24 protein-coding genes and 1 pseudogene are annotated in these 23,592 nt (G+C 63.9%); 18 read left to right on the top strand and 7 right to left on the bottom strand.

Annotated features, from left to right (window positions below; translation table 11 throughout):
- Positions 1-68 precede the first annotated feature (68 nt).
- Positions 69-1,361, bottom strand: a complete 1,293-nt coding sequence (locus GRS48_RS11865) for an FAD/NAD(P)-binding protein (protein WP_159486744.1) — start codon at positions 1,359-1,361, stop codon at positions 69-71.
- Between the two features lie 103 nt (positions 1,362-1,464).
- Between GRS48_RS11865 and GRS48_RS11870 the strand changes: the two genes are divergently transcribed.
- From GRS48_RS11870 to GRS48_RS11890, 5 genes are all read left to right on the top strand, one after another.
- Positions 1,465-2,736, top strand: a complete 1,272-nt coding sequence (locus tag GRS48_RS11870) for a GTP-binding protein (protein ID WP_159486746.1) — start codon at positions 1,465-1,467, stop codon at positions 2,734-2,736.
- Positions 2,737-2,984: 248 nt separating this feature from the next.
- Positions 2,985-3,242, top strand: coding sequence for a hypothetical protein (locus GRS48_RS11875; RefSeq protein WP_159486748.1), 258 nt, complete (start codon positions 2,985-2,987; stop codon positions 3,240-3,242).
- Entirely contained in the window at positions 3,239-3,457 is a 219-nt protein-coding gene (locus tag GRS48_RS15440; protein ID WP_394351202.1) for a 30S ribosomal protein S14, read from the top strand. Before GRS48_RS11875 ends, GRS48_RS15440 begins: the two co-directional genes overlap by 4 nt.
- A 308-nt stretch (positions 3,458-3,765) precedes the next feature.
- Positions 3,766-3,999: a hypothetical protein gene (locus GRS48_RS11885; RefSeq protein ID WP_159486750.1), complete on the top strand. Its 234-nt coding sequence runs from the start codon at positions 3,766-3,768 to the stop codon at positions 3,997-3,999.
- A gap of 63 nt (positions 4,000-4,062) precedes the next feature.
- Positions 4,063-5,211 carry an MBL fold metallo-hydrolase gene (locus GRS48_RS11890; protein ID WP_159486752.1) on the top strand — a complete coding sequence of 383 codons (1,149 nt, stop codon included), beginning with the start codon at positions 4,063-4,065 and terminating at the stop codon, positions 5,209-5,211.
- A 337-nt stretch (positions 5,212-5,548) separates the two neighbouring features.
- On the opposite strand, the gene GRS48_RS11895 is transcribed toward GRS48_RS11890, so the two are convergent.
- Together GRS48_RS11895 and GRS48_RS11900 are read right to left on the bottom strand one after the other, a co-directional pair.
- Positions 5,549-6,358, bottom strand: a complete 810-nt coding sequence (locus GRS48_RS11895; RefSeq protein WP_321168427.1) for a mechanosensitive ion channel domain-containing protein — start codon at positions 6,356-6,358, stop codon at positions 5,549-5,551.
- A complete protein-coding gene (locus GRS48_RS11900; protein ID WP_159486754.1) occupies positions 6,355-7,350 on the bottom strand; it encodes a hypothetical protein in 996 nt (331 codons plus the stop codon). Before GRS48_RS11900 ends, GRS48_RS11895 begins: the two co-directional genes overlap by 4 nt.
- A 271-nt stretch (positions 7,351-7,621) precedes the next feature.
- Between GRS48_RS11900 and GRS48_RS15350 the strand changes: the two genes are divergently transcribed.
- The 8 genes from GRS48_RS15350 (at position 7,622) to GRS48_RS11935 (ending at position 14,480) form a co-directional block, all read left to right on the top strand.
- The gene (locus tag GRS48_RS15350) at positions 7,622-7,747 is read left to right on the top strand and encodes a hypothetical protein (protein ID WP_255473113.1); all 126 of its coding nucleotides are present in this window, start codon (positions 7,622-7,624) and stop codon (positions 7,745-7,747) included.
- 10 nt (positions 7,748-7,757) lie between these two features.
- Positions 7,758-8,579, top strand: coding sequence for a hypothetical protein (locus tag GRS48_RS11905; protein ID WP_159486756.1), 822 nt, complete (start codon positions 7,758-7,760; stop codon positions 8,577-8,579).
- Complete coding sequence (locus tag GRS48_RS11910) at positions 8,576-9,091, top strand: hypothetical protein (RefSeq protein ID WP_159486758.1); 516 nt, start codon at positions 8,576-8,578, stop codon at positions 9,089-9,091. Before GRS48_RS11905 ends, GRS48_RS11910 begins: the two co-directional genes overlap by 4 nt.
- 535 nt (positions 9,092-9,626) lie before the next feature.
- Positions 9,627-10,499 (top strand): hypothetical protein, encoded by an 873-nt coding sequence (locus GRS48_RS11915; protein WP_159486760.1) that lies wholly within the window; start codon positions 9,627-9,629, stop codon positions 10,497-10,499.
- A complete protein-coding gene (locus tag GRS48_RS11920) occupies positions 10,499-11,218 on the top strand; it encodes a hypothetical protein (protein WP_159486762.1) in 720 nt (239 codons plus the stop codon). Before GRS48_RS11915 ends, GRS48_RS11920 begins: the two co-directional genes overlap by 1 nt.
- A gap of 37 nt (positions 11,219-11,255) precedes the next feature.
- Positions 11,256-12,125 (top strand): ABC transporter ATP-binding protein, encoded by an 870-nt coding sequence (locus GRS48_RS11925; RefSeq protein ID WP_159486764.1) that lies wholly within the window; start codon positions 11,256-11,258, stop codon positions 12,123-12,125.
- Positions 12,122-13,735, top strand: coding sequence for a hypothetical protein (locus GRS48_RS11930; RefSeq protein ID WP_159486766.1), 1,614 nt, complete (start codon positions 12,122-12,124; stop codon positions 13,733-13,735). The genes GRS48_RS11925 and GRS48_RS11930 overlap by 4 nt, the downstream gene beginning before the upstream one ends.
- A 181-nt stretch (positions 13,736-13,916) precedes the next feature.
- Positions 13,917-14,480, top strand: coding sequence for an OsmC family protein (locus GRS48_RS11935; protein WP_159486768.1), 564 nt, complete (start codon positions 13,917-13,919; stop codon positions 14,478-14,480).
- A gap of 197 nt (positions 14,481-14,677) precedes the next feature.
- Here the strand turns inward: GRS48_RS11935 and GRS48_RS11940 are convergent, their stop codons facing one another.
- Positions 14,678-15,043, bottom strand: coding sequence for a hypothetical protein (locus GRS48_RS11940; protein ID WP_200840270.1), 366 nt, complete (start codon positions 15,041-15,043; stop codon positions 14,678-14,680).
- A gap of 452 nt (positions 15,044-15,495) precedes the next feature.
- Here GRS48_RS11940 and GRS48_RS11945 point away from each other — a divergent pair, with 452 nt between their 5' ends.
- Positions 15,496-16,017, top strand: a complete 522-nt coding sequence (locus tag GRS48_RS11945; RefSeq protein WP_159486772.1) for a small multi-drug export protein — start codon at positions 15,496-15,498, stop codon at positions 16,015-16,017.
- A gap of 99 nt (positions 16,018-16,116) precedes the next feature.
- On the opposite strand, the gene GRS48_RS11950 is transcribed toward GRS48_RS11945, so the two are convergent.
- From GRS48_RS11950 to GRS48_RS11960, 3 genes are all read right to left on the bottom strand, one after another.
- Positions 16,117-17,703 (bottom strand): acetolactate synthase large subunit, encoded by a 1,587-nt coding sequence (locus GRS48_RS11950; RefSeq protein ID WP_159486774.1) that lies wholly within the window; start codon positions 17,701-17,703, stop codon positions 16,117-16,119.
- Positions 17,700-19,100 carry an NAD-dependent succinate-semialdehyde dehydrogenase gene (locus GRS48_RS11955; RefSeq protein ID WP_159486776.1) on the bottom strand — a complete coding sequence of 467 codons (1,401 nt, stop codon included), beginning with the start codon at positions 19,098-19,100 and terminating at the stop codon, positions 17,700-17,702. The genes GRS48_RS11950 and GRS48_RS11955 overlap by 4 nt, the downstream gene beginning before the upstream one ends.
- A gap of 485 nt (positions 19,101-19,585) precedes the next feature.
- Positions 19,586-21,523 carry an ABC transporter ATP-binding protein gene (locus tag GRS48_RS11960; protein ID WP_159486778.1) on the bottom strand — a complete coding sequence of 646 codons (1,938 nt, stop codon included), beginning with the start codon at positions 21,521-21,523 and terminating at the stop codon, positions 19,586-19,588.
- A 357-nt stretch (positions 21,524-21,880) separates the two neighbouring features.
- Here GRS48_RS11960 and GRS48_RS11965 point away from each other — a divergent pair, with 357 nt between their 5' ends.
- The 4 genes and pseudogenes from GRS48_RS11965 to GRS48_RS11980 all read left to right on the top strand — a co-directional run.
- Positions 21,881-22,183 carry a hypothetical protein gene (locus GRS48_RS11965; RefSeq protein ID WP_159486780.1) on the top strand — a complete coding sequence of 101 codons (303 nt, stop codon included), beginning with the start codon at positions 21,881-21,883 and terminating at the stop codon, positions 22,181-22,183.
- Positions 22,184-22,696: a hypothetical protein gene (locus GRS48_RS11970; protein WP_159486782.1), complete on the top strand. Its 513-nt coding sequence runs from the start codon at positions 22,184-22,186 to the stop codon at positions 22,694-22,696.
- 66 nt (positions 22,697-22,762) lie between these two features.
- Entirely contained in the window at positions 22,763-22,993 is a 231-nt protein-coding gene (locus GRS48_RS11975; protein ID WP_159486784.1) for a hypothetical protein, read from the top strand.
- 49 nt (positions 22,994-23,042) lie between these two features.
- Positions 23,043-23,592: pseudogene (locus tag GRS48_RS11980) on the top strand (RNA-guided endonuclease TnpB family protein); the annotation flags it as partial.

Consider the following 23,592-nt stretch of genomic DNA (forward strand, 5'->3'; position numbering starts at 1 on the left):
TGGTATATGTCTGTAATAGTTATCTGTAATGTCTGTCCGTTACGATTGTCTGTATATATTATCTATATTCAATGTCTGTACGTATCGTTTGCACCGTTCCCTGTCGCCACTCTCTGCACCTGCTCCCCGTGAGCGTCCCCCTTCGCCCGATCGAGGTCGTCTCGAATGGCCGCCGCGATGCGATCACCTGAGCGCCTGACCCCCGGTACGTTGGGCGCGTACGGACCGACGGATCCGAGCGCCAGCGCTCCGGAGGCGTACAGCGGCACGGATCGGCCGTCCTCGTCCTGCCAGGCGAGCGTATCGTCGTCGAGGATGGGCATCCCCCGATAGCCTCGAGCGAGGTCGAGTTCGCCGACGATACGCTCGACGAACGGGTGATCGAACACCGGCTCGAAGCCGGTCGTGAGGACGACACGGTCCGCACGGAGGTGCAAGCCGTGGTCCAACGAGAGCCGAATGGCTCCGTTCTCGACGATCGCCGAATCGACGTTCCCTTGTGTCAGCGTGACGGTCCCCTCGTCGATCCGGGCTTCGAACTCCGGATACAAGTACGGCGGGACGGTCGCGGTGTTTCGAGCCGCTGTGACCTCGTCGAACCGGTCCTTCGATCCCGGCGGGTGTCGGTGGAGGTTGCGTTTGATGTGCGACCAGTTGATCCACGGCGGGTCCGCCTCCGACACCTCCCACTCGAGCGGGTGACGCGAGAGGAGGACCACCGACTGGGTCGCGCTCAACTCACACGCGAGCTGTGCGGCGGTGATGCCTCCGCCGACGACGATCGTCCGATCGACGGACGCCTCGGGATCGAACCCCTCCCACACGTGCTCGACCCGTTCGGTGTCGGTGGCCCAGTCGGGCCATCGATACCGCCCCCCGTGACCGATCGCCAACACGCAGTAGTCGGTCTCGACGGGGCCGTCGGCCGTTTCCAAGCGAAAGCCCGTCGCATTGGGGAGGTCGTGGATCCCCTCGACTGAGGCCTGGTGATGTAGCGACTCGAGCCCTTTCCGTTCGATCACGTACTCCGCGAAATCCAAGAAGAGATCGAGGGAGGGACGTTGTGGGTAGTCGACGGTCGGAACGAGCTCGTCCTCCCGATCGTTCGCCTCCGCGAAGCTCTCGAGGGCGAACGGCTCGGTCCCGACGTGATGAACGAACGTCGATCGGAGCGTCTCCATCCCACAGGCCTTCGCCTTCTCGCGGAACGACGCCAGCAATCGGTCGTGTGGGTCGACGATGCGGACGTCCGACTCGTCGAAAGGGGTGTCTTCGAGGAGACGCTGTGCGAGATACGTTCCCTGGATCCCTCCGCCCACGACGGTGCAGCCGAACTTCCGGGTTGAGTCGTGTGTCTTCATGCGAGAGACGTCGCGTCGTACTCGTAGACAGCCGCCACTTGTTAATAAGAATTTTGGATAAGATAATAAGATATATTAGTAAACGCCACTCTGTTGATAACACATGGACGAGCAGACGATCCCTGTGACGGTCCTTTCCGGAATGCTCGGTGCTGGGAAGACGACGACGCTCAATCACCTGCTGCACGAGAGCGGCGACTTGGATCTCGCCGTGCTCGTCAACGACATGGGCGAAGTAAACGTCGACGCGGACCTCGTCGCCGAGTCCTCCGACATTTCGGCTGACGAAGAGGAGTTGATCGAGCTCTCGAACGGATGTATCTGCTGTGAACTGCGCGGCGACCTGTTGGATGCGATCGGCGGACTCACGCGCGACCGGGATTTCGACGCGATCGTGGTCGAATCGACGGGCGTCGCCGAACCTCTTCCCGTCGCACAGACGCTGACGCTCGGTTTCGACCAGTCGAACCTCGATCCGACGGAGTTCTACGAGGAGACGGGCATCGAGCCGCTCGAGAACTGTCACCTCGATACGGCGGTGACGGTCGTCGACGCCCACCAGTTCAACGAGGCGATGCAGTCCGACGAAATCCTCGACGACGACGGGACGAAAAAGCATCTCGGCGATCTACTCGTCGAACAGGTGGAGTTCTGTGACGTCTTGCTTTTGAACAAGTGTGACCTCGTCGACGAGGCGACGCTCGACGGGATCGAAGGGACGCTGGAGGTCCTCCAGCCACGCGCCGAGATCGTTCGGACGACGCATGGCCGGATCGATATCGACGAAGTGATCGACACCGGTCGGTTCGACTTCGAGGCGGCGAGCCGCTCGGCGGGCTGGATACGGGAGCTCCAGGAACCGCACGAATCGGCCGAGGAGGAACACGGCGTGACCTCGTTCGTCTTCGAGGCACGGCGGCCGTTCCACCCCGAACGCTTCGCCGACCTGCTCGACGCGTTCCCGGAGTCCGTCGTCAGATCGAAGGGTCACTTCTGGCTCGCCGGCCGCGAGGAACGGGCGCTCATGCTGAACGTCGCCGGGAAGTCGATCCGGGTTGCTCCCGCCGGGGCCTGGGTCGCGAGCCTCCCGCCCGAAGAACGCATGGAGCAGTTCGAGGCGTACCCTGAACTCGAAGAGACGTGGGACGACGAGTGGGGCGATCGCGGCACGCGGCTGGTCGTTATCGGAACCGACATCGACCACGGACCGATCCGGAACCACCTCGAGGCATCCCTCCTCACCAACGAGGAGATGGGGGCCGATTGGGGGGCGTTCGACGATCGGTTCCCGACGTTCGAGCCGTCCGAAGAAGCGGGCGGCGGGTCGGAAGACGTCGAGCACGACGGACGAGAGGAGATCGGGATCGCGGATTGACACACCAGCATCCGAACGACGACGTGCCTGAACCAGGACCGCCATCGGCCACGGAGCCCCCGACGCTAGCGTGTCGTTCGGTCATCGAACCGATGGAATCGGGATCGGACCTGTGTACGATCTACTCGATCGTGCCCGTGGACGACCCGGTGACCACCTGGATCTCCGCTCGGGAGGATTCGTACTGCTCGCTTGAGGATGCGCGATAACACCGCGAAGACCAACGAAATCAACGGAACCAACGAACGATGTCTACGACATTCCAAACCGCAGTCAAGAAGGACGTATCATCAACACGACGCTTCGAGGCGATCGAGACGCTCGTCCGCACGAACGAGACGACGAACCTCGCGCTTCTCGTCCGCATGGACGGTCTCGGAGGCGAGTTCCGTCGGCGCGCACTCGACGGCTTGGCCGACTGTCACGCCACGGCGGCGCTCGAGGAACTCGCCGACGACAAGACGATCGATCCGTCGCTGAGGCGGACCGCGGAGAGGCTGGCGTGACTCGCGAAACGCCGGCCTCGTCGTCGAACGGATCGAACGACGGGACCGACGCATCCGACGGGCAGGCCGAGACGAACGGGGAGCGCATCGACAACCGACACGTCTGTCGGGACACCGGTCGCGAACAGGGCCTGGTCGGCACGTACGACATCTGGCTCTGCCGGCAATCGTTTCGGGAGCTGGCTCGCGAGATCGGGTTTCGTAAGTACGACTGACCGAGCCGTCCCGTTGCCGTCGAACCGCGATCGGGTACTGCGTCGCCGACGAGTAGCCGATGGGCCTCTCGCGACCGTTGTGCCTCGGTGTCCGTCGTCGCCGTTCGACATCGCCGCTCGCCGGACGAACCGACTACTGATACAGATCTCTATTACAGATATCTATTACAGATGTCTGCTATGGCTGTCCGTACGACGATACAGGGCATGCAAGCACGTTACGACGGTTTCGTTCTCACTCGATAACAAGATAGAACCCGAGAACCGTGAACAGATCGACGACGTCCTCACGGATCTCGAAGAAGCGCATGGTTGATTTCATCGTCGAATATCCCGAGGGACACTCACCCGACGACTACGGGGTGATGGGACTGGTCGAAACCGCAGACGACGGCGGACGGACGCAGAAAACGTCCGTAGACCGACACTATCCGTTCAGCCAGCCCGACATCGACGACACGTCCGTCGAGGCGTACTGCGCGACGTCCATGATTTCACGCGGCAACACTTTCATTGAAGAAGGACGTACTCGAACGCGTTAGGCGGCGGCAGCGAACGCGACGGATCCGACGAACGGCAAACTCGACACGACACAGATGAGATAGATGGTCAAGAACACCACTCCGGAACAACTCGCGGACGGGATCGACGCCGACGAACAGTTCACGCTCATCGACACGCGCCCCGAAGACAGCTACGACGCTTGGCACGTGCGCGACGCGGAGAACGTCCCCTATGACCCGGACGAGGGACTGAGCGAGGACCAACTGAACGAAGTGAACGCGCTGGTCGACGACCGGCCGGTCGTCGTCATCTGTGGCAAGGGCCTGACGTCGACGCCGTTTGCGTTCGCACTCGACGAGCACGGCTACGAGGACGTCTCGGTCGTTACTGGCGGCATGGAAGACTGGAGCAAACTCTACGAGGTCGTCCCCATCGAGACAGCCAACGACGACCTCGTCGTCCGGCAGGTCCAGCGCCGAGCGAAGGGCTGTCTCGGCTACGTCGTCGGCTCCACGGAGGCAGAAGAGGCCGTCGTGGTCGATGCGACCCGACAAACCGACCAGTTCAAAATCGCCGCCCAGGACGCCGGGCTCTCCATTTCGCGCGTGCTCGATACGCACGTCCACGCCGACCACATCTCGGGCGGTTCGGCGCTCGCCGACGAGATCGGCGTGCCTTATCACCTCGGCGACACAGCCCGCGAGCGCGGCGTCGAGTACGAATACGACCCGCTGTCGGATGGGGACGTCATCGACGTTGGCGGCGTCGAGATCGAAGCATTGCACACGCCCGGGCACACCTCGGAGATGATGAACTACCTCGTCGACGGCGAACTCCTGTTGACGGGCGATACGCTGTTCGTCGACTCCGTCGGACGGACGGAACTCCAGTTCGGCGAAGACGACGCCTCGCGGGGAGCGGAACTGCTGTACGACTCGCTCCACGAGACGATCCTCGACCTTCCCGACGACACGACGGTCCTGCCGGGTCATCTCACCGTCACGAGCGACGGCCGGTACGAGAACGGCTCGCCGGGTGAGCCCCTCGAGGCTCGGCTCGGGGACCTCCGTGATGACCTCGACTTCCTCGGGCTCGATCGTGAAGCGTTCGTCGAGCGATTGACCGAGGATGCCCCGGAGAAGCCCCCGAACTACGAGGCGGTTATCGCTATCAACACCGGCAGAGACACCGTCGACGACGAGAGCGAGGCGACGGAGCTCGAACTGGGGCCGAACAACTGCGCCGCCTAGAGCACAGCCCCCGCTTCCCCGTTGCAGACTCCTCTGGCAGCCGCGTCGCGACCACCCTCGGTGCGCTCGCGGGTGTGTCAGTCCGCGACCGGGCACCGACGATGGTGGGGTCGTGAGGTGACGCTGCGCTCGACGATCACGTCTGACCGATCGAACTTGGTCGCATTTGCAGATGGTCCTGTACGAGATACGTTCCCTGTAGTCGTTTCAGATGATAACGCGTAAGGTAATTCGTTCCGACGAGCGGCATCTAGCCGGGCCTGAGCAGCGATCAGCTCCAGAATAGACTTCGAGATACTCGCTTCGGTCGGGCGAAACCAACTGGCGACACGCAGCGTCAGCAGTGCTCGGAGACGTGGACGGGCGCCTCGGGTATTTCGATCCCTTCGCTGGCGAAGGCGGCCATCGAGCGCTCTGTCACGTCCGAGGCGAACGCGAACTCGTCGCGCAGGTCGGCCACATACGCCTTGCCGCGAATCGTCCGATAGTAGGACTCGTCCTCGACCAGGACCGCGAACCGATGGTCGTCGTCGGCGTAGACGTACTTCGAGGTCACCATGGCTTCCTCGACGATCGCGCTCGCTCGCTCGACGTCGACAGAGGCGGTGACTGCGAGTTCGACGACGACCATCATCTCCGGCTGGCCGTCGTTGGCGTTCGAGACGTTCGCAGTGAACATCGTTGCGTTCGGGATACTTACGGCGCTGTCGTCGGGCGTCCTCAGCGTCGTCGCACGGAGGTCGATGTCGGTTACCTCGCCGTAGTCGCCGTCGATGGTGACCTTGTCGCCGACCTGGTAAGGTTGCTCGGTAACGAGCACCAGTCCACCGATTATCCCCGCGAAGAGGTCCTTCAGGCCGAACCCCAGAGCCGCCCCGAACAGCCCCGACACTGCGAGCAACTGTACGGCCGATAGTTGGAGCAACGGCCCTAGAACCAGATACGCCGCGGTTCCGTAGATGAGAACTCGCGCGATCGGAATGAAAATCTTGATGCTGATCCGTCGGTGAGGAATCCGCTCGACGACCGCCGTGAGCACGTATCCGACGAACCAGGCGGCTAGGTACGCGGCCACGAGCACGCCCACCATTCTCGTGAGCGTCTCCTGGCCTATCCCCAGGTCTACTAGCGCCTGGAGGATGGTCACAGTATCCGCCCCCGTTCGGTCGCCGTCACGGCGGCCGGCACTGCCGCCGATACCAGTTCCACGGTATCGTCCTCGACCGTGACGAGGCCGTCGCGCGCGAGACGCCCGAGAACCCGATCGAGTCTGTCAACGATTCCCGTGAGCTGTGCCCGGTTGACCCGCTCTTTTGCGAGCACGATCCGCAGACAGAACGCTTCCTCGCGGTCTAGGTCCCGGTCGGATGCGGGGACGGCCATGTCGCTCGGGCGTACCTCCGGCCCCTGTCGGGCCTCCCAGATAGCCGTGGCGACGCCGAGGTTCCCGTTCGAAACAGCAGCGAGCCGGCCGAACGTCACGTCCTTTGGACCCAGATTTCTATCCGAAAGCAGGTCTCTGACTGCGACTGGGCTCAGCATAGGGACCGGCACCGATACGGACCAGTCCCGCCAGCCGACCTCGTGGCGCGTCGTGACGACCAAGCCGTCCCGCTCGGGGTCGTCTGCGACGAACGCCGGCATCTCGTCGTACCGATCTCGCACGAGTTCCGCGATCCGTTCTGCGGGAAGGGGCTGGACCTCAACGGTGATGGGAAACTCCTGACCGAGGGCCTGCACCGCCGCGAGGTACGTCCACGCGTACCGGTTCCAGCCCGTCACCACCGTCGCATCGATGCTCGCCAGGTCGTCGAGAAACGCGGACAGCTCCTCGAAGCCGCCGATGCGACGCTCGTACAGGTGCTGGCAGTTCTCTATCACGATTGGCCCCCCGTTGATCCTCGCCCGGATTTGGTCGACCCCGTCGCCCGGGCCAAGGCTAACCCGGGTTGCGTCCAGATCCCGCACAGCACGGTCTAGAACGGATCCGCGTCCGGAGAACGGATCGCCGACGACGGCAACCGGCCCGGTCCCCTCGCCCGAGAGGACCGCCGTGAACGCCTCGTGGTCGTCTCCGAGGAGCGTGGAGACGTCGACGTCCGGCCCCCGGCGCCTCCTTTCGACGGCACTCTGCTTCATTATATCATTCTCTTTGTGTCCAGCCGGTTGATAATACCGGACAGGGGTCGACCCCGTCGGACGGTCTTCAGCGCCCTATCAATTCGTCTGGTTCGCGGCTTAACACGGCTGAGAGACGACCATTTGAGTCACTGATCGTTTATCCTCCCCGGTCCAGCCGGGGACTTTAGCGATATCGCCGCTGAACAGCCGCCAACCTCGTGTGTTTTGATAGTCGAAGCCCTCACCTTGGGAGCAAGAACCAAGAGTATTCGAGCGCAACTCGTTGCTGATGGCGGAGATACTGCTCGTGGTCGGCGTCGTCGCCCTCGGATTCATGATCACACGGTGGGTGACGTTCCCGGTGGGGGCCGTGAGAAGGATAGTGTACACCGCCGTCGTCGAGGAGTCCGTATGAGACGATCACGATGAGTACGCCCTCGCTTCGAACGCTTCTCGTCGCGACGATCGGCGGGTTCGCCCACCTCGGTGTCGTCGAGTTCCTGTTCCGCTTGCTCGGCCACGTTCCCGACTCCCTGTGGCCGCTTGCCTCGGTTGAGAACGCGGCATTCGTCTTCGCGTTCGGGTTCCTCGTCGTCCTCCTCACTGTGCACACCCGATTGCTCTCGCCGGTCGTCGGGCTCCCCGCGCTGCTCGCGTGGGCGACGTATCGGGACGTCGCCTCGCCGACGCCGGTGTGGTCGGAACTCGGCGGACACCTCGTCGTCGACGGTCCCGTCTCCCTCGCGAGGTACGTGTGGACGTGGGAGGTGTGGCTCGCGACGTTCGTCGTCCTCGCCGCCGTCGAGTACGGGCTTCGCCACCACTACGGAGTGGGTGACGAGCGGCTCCGCAACCTCCCACCGTTGCCGTCAAGTCGACGGGAGGTCGCCCTCGTGGCCGGTGCAGCCGGAGGCACGTTCGGCGTGGCCGTCGTGGCGTGGATGGCGGGAATCGGCGTGAATCCGGCCGGGATCCTTCCCCTCCTCGCCGTGACGACCGGGCTCGCTGCGGCGGTCCCCGTCGGTGCCGCCGTCGCCCGCGGGCTGGTCGCACCGACCGCGTGTTTCCTCGCGCTCGTCGTGCCGGTCCTCCTGGGCCAGACGTTCGCCGGCAGCGAAGGCGGACCGGTATTCCTCCTCTTTCTCGGGCCGATCGCGGTCGGATTCGCGATCGTCGGGCTCCTCGAGAACGTCATCCGATCGCGCCTTTCGGGACGGTTCGGCGGTTTCAGTGAGGGACCCGGATGACCCGAACGTCGCTCTCGCCGTCGGTTCGCCGACGAGCGGTGGAGCCGTCGCTCGCCGCGCTCACCGTGACACTCGCCGTCGTCTGGGTGACGGAGCCCGGATCCGTGTTCGACGGCGGGATCGTCGCGACGATCGTCGCCCCCGTGTTCGTCCCTGCAACGCTTCTCGCTCCGGGGCTCCTCGCGATGTCGGTACTGGATCGCGTGGTGCGACACGGCGTGCGACTCGCCTCGGCGTACGTCGGATCCGATGACCGAACGCAACGCAGCGATACGAGCCGCCGACGGATCGGAGCGTCTCTCGTTCTCGGCGTGCTCGCCGGCTACACGCTCTGGTGGGTGATCGCGAGCGTGTACGTCCTCACCGTCGCTGACGCCGGCGGCGTGCTGCTCGCCCCGCTGGTCGCGCTCGTCGCCGGCAGCGTGCTCGGCGTGCTCCTTCTCTGCCGAACCGTACTGAGGTGGCTCGGTCTCGGAGCAGATCGCGTTCACGCACAGAGCGACGCGGGCTAAGCCAAACTCCGGCTCCGTTGACCTCCCCTTCTTCAGGCACGTTCTCGTCCGAAACGGTCGGTCATTGAAAAGTCCGAGCCGCTCAGATCCGTCTCAGAGGCTCTCACAGCCGCCGTCAGGGCGAGTCGACGCTCGGGTACAGTACGACACGGTTATGACTGTCCGGAGAGAAGATAAGGGAATGACGCCCTCTACTTCCACTACTGAGCGACGGCCGGCCGACAAGGCGACGCTCTACTGTCCCGAGTGCGGCCACGACAGCCACATTACTGGTGACTGGATCGTCCACGTACTCGCCGATTCGCTTACCTACGAGTGTCCGAACTGTGAAGCGTCGATCGATACCCGCCGGAATCAAACGGAGTCGTCCGCAGGGAGCGGTGGATCGCTTCTATCCGCGGCCGAGAACTGATCCGTACGCAGCCACGGCAGCACGCGTCCCCCTGCTGAGGACTTCAACGGCGCCTCGAGCCTCCATCTTTTCGGCTGGGAACATACCAATGTTTTATAAATACTTCTCGAGATTACATCCGGTATGGCCCTCCTGAAAGCCCTCCGCGAAGCCCCGCGGCTCCTCCGTGAGCAACCGATACTGTTCGTTCCGATGGCGATCTTCGCCGTCCTCCAGACCCCACAGCTGTTCTTGGAGACGCTCGACCCGATGGTCTCGATCGTGGGCTCGTTGCTCCTGACGGGGCTATTCGTCTTCGTAACGCCCGTCTTCTACGCCGGCGCGATCGGCATGGCGAACGACGCGGCCGCCGGAACTCCGACCTCGCTCGGACGGTTCTGGAGCCACGCCAAGGAGTTCTACGTCTCCGTGTTGATCGCGTATCTGTTCATCACGGCCGTGACGTTCGGGTTCGGGTTCGCCGTCTCGATCGGAATACTCGTCGCGTTCGTCACCGTCGGGGTGGGAGGCGGTGGACTCCCGCTGATGCTCGGCGTCGGTGGCGTCATCGCGCTGATCGTCCTCGCGTTCCTGATCGCGCTGTTCGCCGTGCATTTCTACGCGCACGCGATCGTCATCGAGGGGAAGGGAGCCGTCGACGGACTCTCTCGAAGCGTGCACGTCGTTCGGCACAACCTCAAATCGGTCGTCGGCTACGGGCTCCTGTCGCTCGTGTTCGGGGCCGTGTTCGGCGGCGTGTTCGTACTCGTCAGCGCGTTCGCGTTCCCGTCCGCGTCGGCTCCCGGTGAACCCGCCCCGATGCCGGATCCCCTTCCAGCGTTGCTCGGATCCGGGGCATCCATCGTCGGAACGGCTCTGTTTGCAACGTTCTTCGTCGTCTTCTCCGTCGTCTTCTATCGAGCGCTCGTTGGCGTCGACGGGGAGCCGTCCCAAGCGGGTGCGGAGACGGTCGATCACGGATCTGATTCGTTCGACAGTCCGAACCCCACCGAGTGATGCTGCTCACGCTCGCCGGACTCGGCTTCGTCGCGCTCGGGGTCGCGATCGGCTGGTACGGACTTCGGCCGCTCGCGGTGGTTCCGAGCGTACTCCGTGCCAATATTCGAGACCCAAGCGAGGTGACGGACACCGGAGCATTCGTCGTCTGCGGTGGCGTCGGAACCGTTTCGAGCGAAACGGTGACGGCTCCGTTCACGGGCACACGCTGTCTCGGCTTCGAGTTCGAGGTCACCGAACGCCAGCCGCTCGGGATCGGCGTCCCGTGGTTCCAGGCGCATCTCGACGACGGCGTCGCGACGCGCCCGTTCACGCTCGACGGCCCGACCGGCACGCTCCACGTCGTCCCGGCCGCCAAGCGATTCGCGCTCGACACGGAGTCGACGGTCGTCACGGTCGGAGCGACCGAGGCCCCTCCCGAGCGTATCCAGCGGTTCGTCGACGTTCGCGACGGACTCGGTCCGGTCGCGGGGTGGGTGAAGGCAGTTCCCGGACTCGGATTGCGGCGCTACGTCGAACGCAGGATCGATCCCGGCGAGGAGTACCTCGTGGCGGGACGCACCGAACGGCGGCAGAACGAGACCGTTCTCGCGGGCGACCTCGTCATCACCGACCGCTCCCCGAGACGGTTCGCCATCGCCCGTCTCCGCATGGCGGCGTTCCCGACGCTGATCGCGGCGATATCCATCGTCGCTGGGGTCGGCGGTATCGTCCTCTGACCGACTGCGGTCCGCGACTGAGAACGAACGCTCTCCCATGACACGAAACACGCACGCGATCGAGGCACGCGACCTGACGAAGCGATTCGGGACCGAGACCGCCGTCGACGGCCTCGACCTACACGTCGAACGCGGGACGGTGTACGGCTTTCTCGGCCCGAACGGCGCCGGAAAGACGACGGCGATGCGGATGTTGACGTCGCTGACGCGGCCGACCGACGGCGAGGCGTGGATCGACGGGAACCCCGTCTCGGACCGCGACGCGATCAGGGCGTCGATCGGCTACCTCCCCGAGGAACCGCCGGTCTTCGACGAGCTCACCGGCCGCGAACAGCTCGAGTACTTCGGCCGGCTCCGTGACCTCCCCGCCGCCGAGATGACGACCCGGATCGAAGGCTGGCTGGATCGGTTCGATCTCGAAGGAGACGCGGACAAGCGGATCGAGGACTACTCGAAGGGGATGCGCCAGAAGGTCGGATTGATCCAGGCGCTCCTCCACGAACCGGACGTCGTGTTCCTCGACGAGCCGACCAGCGGGCTGGACCCGCGGGCGGCACGGACCGTCCTCGACGTCATCGCGGAGCTGACCGATGACGACCACACGGTGTTCCTCTCGACGCATATCCTCTCGGTCGTCGAGGAGCTCGCGGACGTCGTCGGCGTCCTCTACGAGGGCGATCTCGTCACCGAGGGCTCACCCGCGGCGCTGACGGCGCGGGTGGAGGCCGAGGAGGGAACGACCCTCGAGGACGTGTTCCTCTCCGTCACTGCCGAGCGCGGGCCGGTCGCCTCCGGGTCGGTCCCCGGACCGAATCTCGGATCGGACCCCGAGTCGGGTTCCGGATCGGATCCTCGGCACGCTGGAGATACCACCGACCGTCAGGACGAGCGGGCCGACGACCGATGACGCGGGGGACACGTCCGCGGCTGGTCGCTCGAATCGAGCTCCGGCGTCGCTGGCGAACGATAAAGGGGAACACGACGCAGCTGTTGGCGATCGCGTTCGTGGCCGTCATGCTGCTTCCGTTCTCGCTCGCCGGCGTGCTCGGGGCGTACCTCGCCGGCGGGTTCGTCGCCGGAAGCGAGACCGAGCCGCTGATCGACTGGGCGCGAATGGCGTTCGTTTACGGCTGGATCTTCGTGGTCGGGTTCGGCGGCTATCGCGCGTACGCCGTCGCGCTCCGCCCCGACAACCTCGACGGCCTGCTGACGACGGTCTCACACAGGGACGTGATCGGGGGCCTGATCCTCACCGAGCTCGCGCTCTGGTCCGCGTTCTTCCTCACGATCGGAAGCGCCGCCGCGGTCGCGTTCGCGGCCGGTGCCGGCTCGGTGCTTACGATACCTGCCCTGTTGCTCGCGCTGTGTCTCGTGCTCGTGACCGGGCTCCCGGCCGGCTTCCTCCTCGCGCTGGGCGTGCGAAACGCCGGCGTCCGATCACGGCTGCTCAGCCGCCTCCGAACGCTGTTTCTCGTGTTTCTCGGTGTCGGCTACTTCGCGCTGATCTCCACGAACGCGTTCGCGTCGGTCTTAGAACCGATCTACCGGGTGCTCGCGCCGACGCCGATCGACTGGTTCGGCGATCTCGCAGCAGTCGGGCTCGGTATCGGGGCGTCACCGTTCCGCGCGATCGGCGCGGTGGGATTCTCGATCGCGTTCGTCGTCGCAGCGGTCGCGTCGCTGTACCGACTCGCGGAGTGGCTCTGGTACGCCGACGGCGTGCACGTCACCCACGAGGTCGAGCGGTCGGCCGACGGCGCTTCGCGGTTCGGCGGCCTCTCACGAGTCCTCTCCCGGCCGGTCTTCGGCGTCGTCGCTGTCGATTGGAAACGCGCCCGCCGGTCGCCGATCTCCCTGTCGTTCGCGCTGTATCCGCTGATCGTTCTCGCCGGACCGATCGTCACGGCCGTCCAGACCGGCGAGGTCGGAACGGGGCTTCCGCTGTGGATCCTGGTCTGTGGGACGTGGGTCGCCGGGTCGTTGTTCGCGCTCAACGTGCTCGGCCAGGAGGGCGCGGCGCTCCCCGTCACGCTGCTCTCGGAGGCTCCCGAGCGCTCGCTGGTCGTCGGACACGTCGTTTCCGGTGCGCTCCTCATCGCGCCGGTGACCGTCGCGGCGACCGTTGTCGCGGGCCTTCTGAGTCCGCATTCGGCACCGGCCGTCGCGAGCCTCGGCGTGTCGGCGCTCGTCTTATCGGTCGGGTCGGGTGCGATCGGGACCGGGATCGGTGTCGGGTTCCCGCGCCTCGAGGCGGTCAGCGTCTCTCGAAGCACGAAGGCGATCGTTCCGAGCGTCTTCGCGTTCGTCATCTATTCGGCCGCGGTGCTCGTCGTCGCGCTCCCGACCGTTGTCGCGCACTCCGGCGTTGCCAGCCACGCCCTCGCGTCGATCGTCGGCGTCGACCGATTCGTGATCGGGCTGGTCGGGACCGTCGTTTCGGCCGTGATCGCGTGTTTCGTCGGCGTCGGGTCGATGTACGTCGCGCGGGATCGCGTTCGCGGTTACCGCCTCGGATGAGCGATCCCCACTCCCATCTCGGAACCGGATCGTGGAATCTCTGTCAGCGTCCCGGAACGCGTTCCAAACCACCGATACCGTCCGAATACGCCATATATTCCTCACAAAAGTCACGTATGTATAAAACATCCAGTGACATGGTTTATTCTCTCAGCTGCCCAACGGATACCGGTGATCCGAAATGGCAACCACCGAACGACAGGCAGTAAACGGTGTCGACGTCGCTGCTCTTGAAGGCGCGGTCGAAACGATCAGCGAGAATTCCGACGCCGGGATGTTCAGGTTCCGGGCCGAGACCGATTGGGAGGACGCACTCAAGTCCGTGACGAGGATCGACGAGTTCGACCAGGCGGGAGAGACCATCCACACCCGTGAGTTCACGCTTCAAGGTGACGAGCCCGAACAGATCCTCGGCGAGCGCACGGGACCGAACGCCGTCGAGCTCCTGCTCGGCGCGCTCGGGTCGTGCCTGAGCGTCGGCTACGCGGCGAACGCAGCTCACATGGGGATCGAGCTCGACGACCTCCGCTTCGAAATGGAGGGCGATGTCGACCTCCGTGGCTTCCTCGGCATCTCCGAGGACGTTCGCCCCGGCTACGGGTCGATCGACTGTACGGTCCACGTCGACGCCGACGCTTCCGAGGCCGAACTGACCGAACTGCGCGAGCGCGTCGAGAAGACTTCGCCGCTCATGGACGTGATCACGAACGAGGTCCCCCTCGAAACCCACCTCGTCACCAAGTGATCACGTCTCGTTTTTGCGCGTCGGTCTGTGGCCGTTTCGAGACGCCAAACACATCCGCCGTGTTCTGCAAGCGGTCTCCCGCCGGTTCTTAAGGGCTCCAATGGGGCCGTCACGTACGAAGTCCTCGCTTGGCCGGACGACTGACCTGTACACCGCTGAACGAGAGTCCTCTTCACTACGCACTCGTCTCCTTGATCTCACGGCAGGTTACCGTCAGCGTCGTAGCAGTTGAACCGGTACTCCGCGGTCGACAGTGCCGTCCCGTTCTCGTCGACGACCGAGACGGTGACGTCCCCGTGTTGCGGTGGCGGACCCAGCGGGACGGCGTACAGCTCCCCGTCGGAGCCGGAGAACTTCGGATCGACGTCGGTATCGAGGTCGCTCATGTCCCGGTTGTCCCGAAGCGGGACGTCGGCGACGAGCCCGCCGTCACGGTCGCGGACGACGACGGCGGCGAACCGATCGTCACGCGGAGCGTCCCGACTCACGACGACTCCGAGCGACACCAGTTCGTCGCCGTCGAGCGTCCCGGCCCGAATCAGCGGTCCGTCGTCCTCACCCATGGTCCCGTAGCCCGAGCAACGAGCGATTCGGCTCTCGTCGGAGAGACAGCCGGCGGCTCCCCCGGTGAGACAGGCTGCAGCGATTCCCAAGATCGATCGACGAGTCGGAGCGGAGGGCATCGGGCCGAATTCATCGACCGCTTACAAAATCACTTCGACGTCCTCCGCCACCAAATCACGCATACGAAGGACGACATCCATAACGCAGCGAGGAGCACGTACACCGCGTCGCCAGCGGGGTCGATCGAGTCGGTAAACGTCCCCGAAAGAACGTACCCGACGATAACACTGACACCTGGGATGCCGAGATAGGCAACGACATGTGGTTGCCAGTCGGCGTCCGGTGGCCTCCGCCGACGGCCTCGTCGTCGTGTTCGCGGCGATCTCCGTGGACGTCGTCGCCACTCTCGATGACGGAACGTATTTGGCCGACCGAGACCTCGCGACAAGCGATGGTCTCCCCTCACCCGACTCCCCTCCTCGTTGACGTCGGTACCGCCATCGGGGAGGCTGGCGGCGTGATCCAGTACGGTCTCGTTTTCCTGTTCGCCGCGCTCCCGTGGGTTGAGATCCTCGTCGTCATCCCGATCGCGATCGGCGTCGGGCTCAACCCCGTCCTCACCGGGATCGTGGCGTTCGCCGGCAACGCCGGGTCCGTCTACGTACTACTACTCTTTCATCGGCGGATCGCTCGATGGCGCAGACGCCGACGATCGAAACCGGAGGACGGTGACGAACCGACGGGTCGCCGCCATGAATGGGCACACGGCGTCTGGGATCGTTACGGACTTCCCGGACTCTCGCTCGCAGCACCCGTGCTCACGGGCGTCCATCTCGCCGCGCTCCTCGCACTCGCCGCTGGAAGCCGTACCCGGAGCGTCGGCGGCTGGATGACCCTGGGGATCGCTGCGTGGACGGTCGCGCTCGTCGTCGGTTCCGCGTTCGGCACCTCGCTCCTCGGAACCCTCGATTAGGCCTTCGAGACACCGGGACGAACGGGTGGACGCTGGCGGTGATCGGTGCCGGATGCGGTCTCGCGTGGCTGCAGCGACTCCAGGACGCGAGGGAGTGAACTACTCGAGTGGAATCTCGACGAGCGACATCTCGTCCGTTGTGAGTGCATCTCGTAACACCTCCTCGAGTTCGTCCCGCTCTTCGGGGCGATGTCCTTCGATACTGAAGCTCTCGGCGAGCTTCATGAAGTCGGGGTTCGTGAGTTCGGTTCCGAACGACTCGCCGCGATGCGTCTGCTGCTTCTCGGAAATGAGCCCGTAGTCGTCGTCGGTAAAGAGAAGGATAGTGTAGCCACAGCCCATCCGTGTCGCGGTCTCGATCTCGGCACCGTTCATCAGAAACCCGCCATCGCCGGTCGCCGCAACGACCGCCGCGTCGGTCGCGAGATCCGCCGCGATCCCCCCCGGTACCGAGATCCCCATCGACGCCAGCCCGTTCGAGATGATACACGTGTTGGGTTCGTAGGTGAGGAAGCTCTGTGCGATCTCTACTTTGTGGCTTCCGACATCGGAGATCAGTACGTCGTTATCACGCATGACGTCCCGTAATACCGGCAGTACCGCCCGGACGGTGAACGCACTCTCTTCCGATGCGTCGGTGGCGACGTCGTCGACGATGTGGTCCCTGAGATCGCGGTACCACGTCTCGTCGAACCGCGTCTCGCTTTCGTCCATCCGCTCGGTGAACCGCGCGAGTGCCGTCGAGAGATCGCAGACGAGTTCGAGGTTCGGGTTGTACGCCTCGTACACCTCTGCCGGCTCGCTGTCGATGTGTACGATGACTGTGTCTGCGCCCTTGTTCCAGCCAGCCGGGTCGTGCTCGGCGATGTCGTAGCCAACGGTGAGGATCAGGTCGGCCGTCTCGATCGCATCCGATGCCTCCTGGTGATCACCTGAATCCAGAGTCAGCAACGACTGTGGCGAACGATCCGAGATCGCCCCCTTTCCCATGTACGTCGACGCAACGGGGATACCCGTCGTCTGGACGAACTCGCGGAGCCGCGTCGTGGCGTCCGTCCGTACCGCTCCGTTCCCCGCGATGATCAGCGGTCGGTCGGCGTCTTCGAGGAACGCCTGGGCTCGTTGGAGCAGTTCCGGGTCCGGCGACGCGAGCCGGACACGCTCACGGGGGTCCATCGGGGTCGCGTCAGCCTCCGACCCGGCGACGTCCTCGGGGAATTCGAGGTGGGTCGCGCCGGGTTTCTCGTATTCGGCGAGTTTGAACGCCTTCCGGACGGACTCGGCGACGATGTCGGGATCGTTGAGCTGGGTGTTCCACTTCGTGATCGGCTCGAACAGCTGGACGATATCCAGCGCCTGGTGGCTCTCCTTGTGGAGTCGTTCCAATCCGCCCTGGCCAGTAATCGCGACGAGGGGGGCTTTGTCCAGGTTCGCGTCCGCGACACCGGTCATGAGGTTCGTCGCACCGGAACCGAGCGTCCCGAGACAGACGCCTGCCTCGCCCGTGAGCCGGCCGTGAACGTTAGCCATGAACGCGGCTCCCTGCTCGTGTCGAACGGGAATGAACTCGATACTCGAGTCCCGAATCGAGAACAGCAGGTCCTCGGTCTCTTCGCCGGGAACACCGAACACGTACTCGACGCCCTCCCCCTCGAGACAGGCCACGAGCAGATCCGACGCGTTCATTCGGTCGGCACCTCGTCTCCGTCGCTCTTCTCTGGCTGCTGTCGCCAGACGGTCTTGCGATTGACGAACTCCTTGATCCCGGCTTCGGAGAGTTCACGGCCGTAGCCGGATCCTTTTACCCCGCCGAATGGAACCCGCGGATCGGACTTCACCAGTTCGTTGATATACGTGCAGCCAGCGTCGATGCGGCCGGCTATCCGCTCGCCGCGCTCGAGGTCGTTCGTCCAGATGCTGGCTCCGAGGCCGAACTCCGTGTCGTTCGCTTTCTCGATGGCGGCCTCCTCATCGGAGACCCGGTAGACGGCTGCCACGGGACCGAACACCTCCTCGGCATCGACGGGACATCCCCGTGGAACGTCTGCGAGCACCGTCGGCGGGTAGTACGCCCCGTCACGGTCGAGTGGCTCACCGCCCGTGAGCGTCGTCGCGCCGGCGTCGACGCTCTCGGTCACCTGTTCGTGAACCCCCTCCATGAGGTCCTGTCGTGCCTGCGGTCCGATATCCGTGTCGCGGTCCATGGGGTCGCCGACGGTGAACGACTCGACCTCCGCGACGAACCGCTCGATAAACGCGTCGTAGACGGCGTCGTGGACGATGAACCGCTTGGCAGCGATACACGATTGGCCGCCGTTCAGGTTACGCGCCCAGGCACCGGTCGTCGCGGCGGCCTCGACGTCGGCGTCGTCGAGCACGACGTACGGGTCGCTCCCTCCGAGTTCGAGGACGGTCTTCTTGAGGTTCTCGCCGGCCGTCGAGGCGACCGCCTGTCCCGCCGAGCTGCTTCCGGTCAGCGTCGCCGCTTTGACGCGCGGATCCGAGAGGACCGCGTCGATGCGATCCGACGGAATCAGCAGCGTCTGGAACGCACCGCCGGGAAACCCGCCGTCGCGGAAGACGTCCTCGATAGCGAGTGCACACCCCGGCACGTTCGAAGCGTGTTTGAGGAGCCCGACGTTCCCCGCGGCCACGTAGGGGGCCGCGAACCGAAACACCTGCCAGAACGGGAAGTTCCACGGCATGATCGCGAGGACGGGCCCGAGCGGTTCGTGGACCGTCTTTACGGTCGATCCCGGCGGGCTCAGATGCTGCTCGTCCTGGAGGTAGCGTCCCGCGTGCTCGGCGTAGTGATCACAGACCGACGCACACTTTTCGACCTCGGCCTCGGACTGGGCGATCGGTTTCCCCATCTCACGGGTGATCAGTTCCGCGTACTCGGCCGTCCGATCACGAAGCAACGTCGCCACCTCCGCGAGTTTCGTTTCGCGCTCCGCCACGGACCAGTCTCGGAACGTTTCGAACGTCGATTCGGCCCTCGAAAGCCGGTCTTCGACCTGTTCGTCGTCGTGTTCGTCGTACGTTTCAGTCGCCTCTCCGGTCGCAGGATCGCTTCTTTCCATCAATGTGTCAGTCCTGTGTCGTTGACCGCTCCTAACCCTTCACACGGACCCACCCCCGTCCAGTATCCGTCAGCGTCTGTTACAGCCACTCACAGCACGTTTCAAACTCACTTAGTTACCAGCCCGTTACTCTCGGTAGCGGAGGTGTGGGCGACGAGCACTTCTGGACGACGAGCCGGAGGCGTCCGCCGTCAGCGACGGTGAGCGATTCGACGAGTTGTTCGAGTGCCTCGTCACGGTCGCGTTCGCTGGCGAACCCCACGAACTCCGATGATCGAGCGCTCCGTTCTTCGCACGTCTCTGCGGAGTGCGACGCGTCCCGAGCCGCCGCAGCCGCCGTGAGGGTTCTGCAGTCGGCTCCGTCGAATCCTTCAGCGTTTGATATGCTTCCACGCCTCACTCGTTCAGTACTGAGACCGCGGTGTTCATCAGTAGAAACGATCCAACGGAAAATCTCCTCTGCGGTTTCAACAGGGCCGGACTCGTTAGTCCGACCGATCTTCGGCTTCCGTGTCGTCGAGGTCGACGATCGCCTGTCGTCGGAGCGCGCGTTCGAGGAACTCCCGAGGAAGCGATGCGATGTCACCAGTCTGGACACGCCAGAAGTTCGCGTACAGTCCGTCCGTCTCGAGCAGCCCTTCATGCGTCCCGTCCTCTACCACCTCCCCGTCCTCGAGGACGAGGATCCGGTCGGCCGTCCTGACCGTCGACAGGCGGTGCGCGATGACGAAGGTGGTCCGGTCGGCGGCGAACTCGGTGAGTCGGTCTTGGATGAGTGCCTCCGTCTCGGTGTCGACCGCCGAGGTCGCCTCGTCCAACACGAGGATAGCGGGGTCTTTGAGCATCGTCCGTGCGAGCGCCAGCCGCTGGCGCTGACCGCCCGATAGCTTCACTCCCCGTTCGCCGACCAACGTCTCGTACCCGTTGGGCAGGTTCTCGATGAACTCGTGGGCCTGGGCCCGTCGGGCGGCACGTTCGACGTCGTCATCGGTCGCGTCGAAGGTGCCGTAGCGAACGTTCTCCCGAACCGTCCCGAAGAAGAGAAACGGCTCCTGACTGACGTAGCCGATCGACCGTCGGAGACTCCGTAGCGTCACGTCCCGGACGTCCTGCCCGTCGATCCGAACGGCACCGCCGTCGACGTCGTACAGGCGGGGCAGTAACTTCAACAGCGTCGACTTCCCCGCCCCGGTCGGCCCGACCACTCCGACGGTCGTCCCGCCCTCGACGTCGAAGTCGACGTCGCTGAGCACGGTCTCCCCCGAATAGGCGAACTGAACCCCGTCATAGGTGACGGCGCCCTCCCCGACCTCGAGCGGGCTGGCGTCGGGCCGGTCTCGAACCGTGGGATCCCGAGAGAGCACGTCTTGGACCCGACTCCCGGCGGCCTTGGCCCGCTCGTAATCGTCGACGACGTCGCCGAACCTGATGATCGGCCAGAGGAACTGCTGGGCATAGATGACGAAGGTGACGAACGCCCCCGGGGTAAGCGTGCCCGTGAGGCCGAACGCCGGGCGGCCGAGTACCCACAGTCCGCCGACGAGGAAGGTGATCGCGAAACCGACCCCGGAGATGACGCTCAGCCCCGGAAAGTAGGTGATACGGACCTTGATCGCCGAGAGGTTGGCGGCGAGGTACTCGTTGGAGGCCTCGGCCACTCGCTCCGTCTCGAACCGTTCAGCTCCCTCGCTCTTGATGACCTCGATACCGCTGACGTTGTTCTCCAGTCGGGAGTTCAGATCCCCGATCTCCTCGCGGATCGAGAGATACCGCGGCTCGATCAGCCGGGTAAACAGGAGGGTGAACGCCGCGAGCAGCGGGATCGGCAACAGGGTGATCACGGTCAGCGGGACGTTCAAGCTGACGAGAATCAGCCCGATGCCGGCGACTGTCGCGAGGATCCACAGCGTTGCGCTCAGCCCGTCCTCGAGAAACGTCTCAAGGGCGTTGACGTCGTTGTTCAGGACACTCATCAGGTCGCCCGTACGGCGACTGGTGAAGTACGCGAGTTCCTGGTCTTGGAGGTGTTCGTAGGCGTCGACTCGAAGGTTGCGCTGGACGCGTTGGGCGAAGACGCTCCATCCCCAGTCTTCGACCCACGAGGCGACCGCGCCGACGACGGCCGCCCCCAAGAGGATCGCGATCGAGAAGTAGAGCTGCCCGACGTTGGTGGCCGGAACGAACCCTTCCGGCACGAGCGGAAGCGCGTACGGCCGCTCGGCGAAAAAGATGGCGTCGACGGCCAGTCCGATGACGAACGCAGGGATCAGCCCAAACCCCCGGCCGACGATCGTGGCGACGGCGCCGACGACAGCGTACCGATGACCCGTGCCGTATTCGGTGTACAGCCGCCAGATCGGATTCTCCGACCACGAGCCGGAGGTTTCCGGACGATCGGTGAGCCGTTCGCCGCCTGTGCCCATTGTTAATATCTGTCCCGCGTGAGACAAGAGCCTATGGATGGACTGTCCCCGATAACCAGCGGTTCGGTCCGCAGTCTGCTGGGGGCCTCACGCCGGGTCAACAGCCTGGGAGGGTCACACTCAACGCCCACTCGGGCGGGTTCGAGGCAGAGTCCATCGACAAGTCTCATCACCAGAAGTCACTGACTCCTCGTTAGCAGCCAGAACGCAAAGAGTGCTGTCGACGCCCACAACGAGCGAACCAGTCAGGGTAGGTGAAGTAGGGCGAATCGTTGACGCTGGCTCTCCTCGAGTCGATGGAAGCTCACATCAGACACACGAAAACGCCTAAGTGTGCTGGCTCACAATGTACACATGATGAGCACCAATAAAAAACGCGTCCAGTTTCGAGCGCCAAACCGTCTCATCGATCGGGCTGATGCACTCGCTGCGGTTTTCGGAGAAGACCGAACAGACGTCCTCGTGACTGCGCTTCGAGAGTACCTCCAAGACGCTGCTCACGACGACGTACTCATCCAAGAGATCGCTGCCGCCTATTACGACGACGAGATCTCCTACGAGCAGCTCAAAGCACTCGTCGGAGCCGAAGAAGCCGCCAACCTTCAGGTCCTGAAACAGCAGTTGGACGAAGGCTTCATTGACGAGGTCGCCGACGCATAGATGGTCGCGTTGGTCGCAGACACATCCGCACTCGTGAGTCAAGGTATCGTTTCGGACTCCGACCCGGATCCCCTCGTACGCTGTCTCAACGGCTATGATGTGTTCGTCCCGGAGGAGGTCATCAAAGAACTCCAAGAGATCGCCTCGTACGATGATGAGCATGGGCAAGCCGCAACCGGAGTCCTCGATCACACTACCGATCTAACGGTTCGGTCAGTACGTTTGTATGCCAAGTTCCCACTCGATGACGGCGAGAATGCCGCCGTGACACTCGCAAACGAAATCGACGCCGCCCTCTTCCTCTGTGATGAATTCAATCACCTTGGTCTCATTCACGCTTCACTGATCGATGCGAGACTCGTGACGACGCCGACACTGCTGTCGGTATTCGTCCGAACAGGCCAATTGACGTCCGTTGAGGCACTTGCCCTCCTCGATGACATCAGCACCGCTCGAAGTTGGGACGCGAACAGTTACGTCCACCGGGCACGCTCATTACTCGAAAACGCCTAGCGGCAAAACCATCATACCACGGTCACCGGACGCGACACGCAAGCGACGACCAGTACCAATCTCTCGGTGGCGGTCGACGAAGAAGTCCGCCGACTGTACGACCAGTATCAGGCGGCCGAGAGCGACGCCGAAAGCCACGAGATCACCCTCGCGTTGTTGCACGACGCCGACGGCAGCGAGTGTGCGAGACGTTTCAGCGTAATACGAGGTGGAGCCTCCGACCTCAAGGAGCGAGAGCAGCGAGCGAGTAGATCGGAGAGGAAACCGACAACGCACGACGCAACCGCACGATGGTAGCTACCTGACTCCCCCAGCATATAAGTACCGTTGGATAGTAATCTGAAACATGGAGGTGCGTCGAACTGCGCCGGTCAAACTTGTTGTTCCCGATGAGCGGTACGACGACCTCCACGAATCCGCGCGACAGTTCCTTCACTGTGCGAATCGTGCCGCTGAATTCTGTTGGGACGACGACTCCTACGCCAACTGCGTTACGGCAAACTCGACCGCACGGGACGCACTCTACGAACAACTGCGAGAGGAAACTGATCTTACTGCGAACCTCGTTCAAGAGGCTATCCGTCGTGCCGTCCAAGCGACGAAAGGGTGCGTTGAGCGGTGGAAACAGGGAAAGCGGGTGAGCCAGCCGGAGTTCACGTCGTGGAGTATGCTCTATGACAAGCGAAGCGCGACGTTCTACCGGAACGAAGTCTCGCTCTCAACCGTCAACGGGCGTGTTGAGTGTGAGTTTGAACTCCCGGCGGACAGCCCGACGCCCTACGAACAGTACGTTCTTTCGGAGGCGTACGAGTTCCGGGCGAGTACACTGCAATACGACAAGGCGACCGACGAGTTCTACTTCCACATTACAACCCGGAAGGACGATGACGACGAGT

It is taken from the genome of Halorubrum sp. JWXQ-INN 858, from assembly GCF_009806985.1.
Taxonomy (GTDB): Archaea; Halobacteriota; Halobacteria; order Halobacteriales; family Haloferacaceae; genus Halorubrum.

Coding starts and splice junctions, on each gene's coding strand:
- GRS48_RS11865 (WP_159486744.1), bottom strand. CDS start 1,361: ATGAAGACACACGACTCAACCCGGAAGTTCGGCTGCACCGTCGTGGGC.
- GRS48_RS11870 (WP_159486746.1), top strand. CDS start 1,465: ATGGACGAGCAGACGATCCCTGTGACGGTCCTTTCCGGAATGCTCGGT.
- GRS48_RS11875 (WP_159486748.1), top strand. CDS start 2,985: ATGTCTACGACATTCCAAACCGCAGTCAAGAAGGACGTATCATCAACA.
- GRS48_RS11885 (WP_159486750.1), top strand. CDS start 3,766: ATGGTTGATTTCATCGTCGAATATCCCGAGGGACACTCACCCGACGAC.
- GRS48_RS11890 (WP_159486752.1), top strand. CDS start 4,063: ATGGTCAAGAACACCACTCCGGAACAACTCGCGGACGGGATCGACGCC.
- GRS48_RS11900 (WP_159486754.1), bottom strand. CDS start 7,350: ATGAAGCAGAGTGCCGTCGAAAGGAGGCGCCGGGGGCCGGACGTCGAC.
- GRS48_RS15350 (WP_255473113.1), top strand. CDS start 7,622: ATGGCGGAGATACTGCTCGTGGTCGGCGTCGTCGCCCTCGGATTCATG.
- GRS48_RS11905 (WP_159486756.1), top strand. CDS start 7,758: ATGAGTACGCCCTCGCTTCGAACGCTTCTCGTCGCGACGATCGGCGGG.
- GRS48_RS11910 (WP_159486758.1), top strand. CDS start 8,576: ATGACCCGAACGTCGCTCTCGCCGTCGGTTCGCCGACGAGCGGTGGAG.
- GRS48_RS11915 (WP_159486760.1), top strand. CDS start 9,627: ATGGCCCTCCTGAAAGCCCTCCGCGAAGCCCCGCGGCTCCTCCGTGAG.
- GRS48_RS11920 (WP_159486762.1), top strand. CDS start 10,499: ATGCTGCTCACGCTCGCCGGACTCGGCTTCGTCGCGCTCGGGGTCGCG.
- GRS48_RS11925 (WP_159486764.1), top strand. CDS start 11,256: ATGACACGAAACACGCACGCGATCGAGGCACGCGACCTGACGAAGCGA.
- GRS48_RS11930 (WP_159486766.1), top strand. CDS start 12,122: ATGACGCGGGGGACACGTCCGCGGCTGGTCGCTCGAATCGAGCTCCGG.
- GRS48_RS11935 (WP_159486768.1), top strand. CDS start 13,917: ATGGCAACCACCGAACGACAGGCAGTAAACGGTGTCGACGTCGCTGCT.
- GRS48_RS11940 (WP_200840270.1), bottom strand. CDS start 15,043: ATGGGTGAGGACGACGGACCGCTGATTCGGGCCGGGACGCTCGACGGC.
- GRS48_RS11945 (WP_159486772.1), top strand. CDS start 15,496: ATGGTCTCCCCTCACCCGACTCCCCTCCTCGTTGACGTCGGTACCGCC.
- GRS48_RS11950 (WP_159486774.1), bottom strand. CDS start 17,703: ATGAACGCGTCGGATCTGCTCGTGGCCTGTCTCGAGGGGGAGGGCGTC.
- GRS48_RS11955 (WP_159486776.1), bottom strand. CDS start 19,100: ATGGAAAGAAGCGATCCTGCGACCGGAGAGGCGACTGAAACGTACGAC.
- GRS48_RS11960 (WP_159486778.1), bottom strand. CDS start 21,523: ATGGGCACAGGCGGCGAACGGCTCACCGATCGTCCGGAAACCTCCGGC.
- GRS48_RS11965 (WP_159486780.1), top strand. CDS start 21,881: ATGAGCACCAATAAAAAACGCGTCCAGTTTCGAGCGCCAAACCGTCTC.
- GRS48_RS11970 (WP_159486782.1), top strand. CDS start 22,184: ATGGTCGCGTTGGTCGCAGACACATCCGCACTCGTGAGTCAAGGTATC.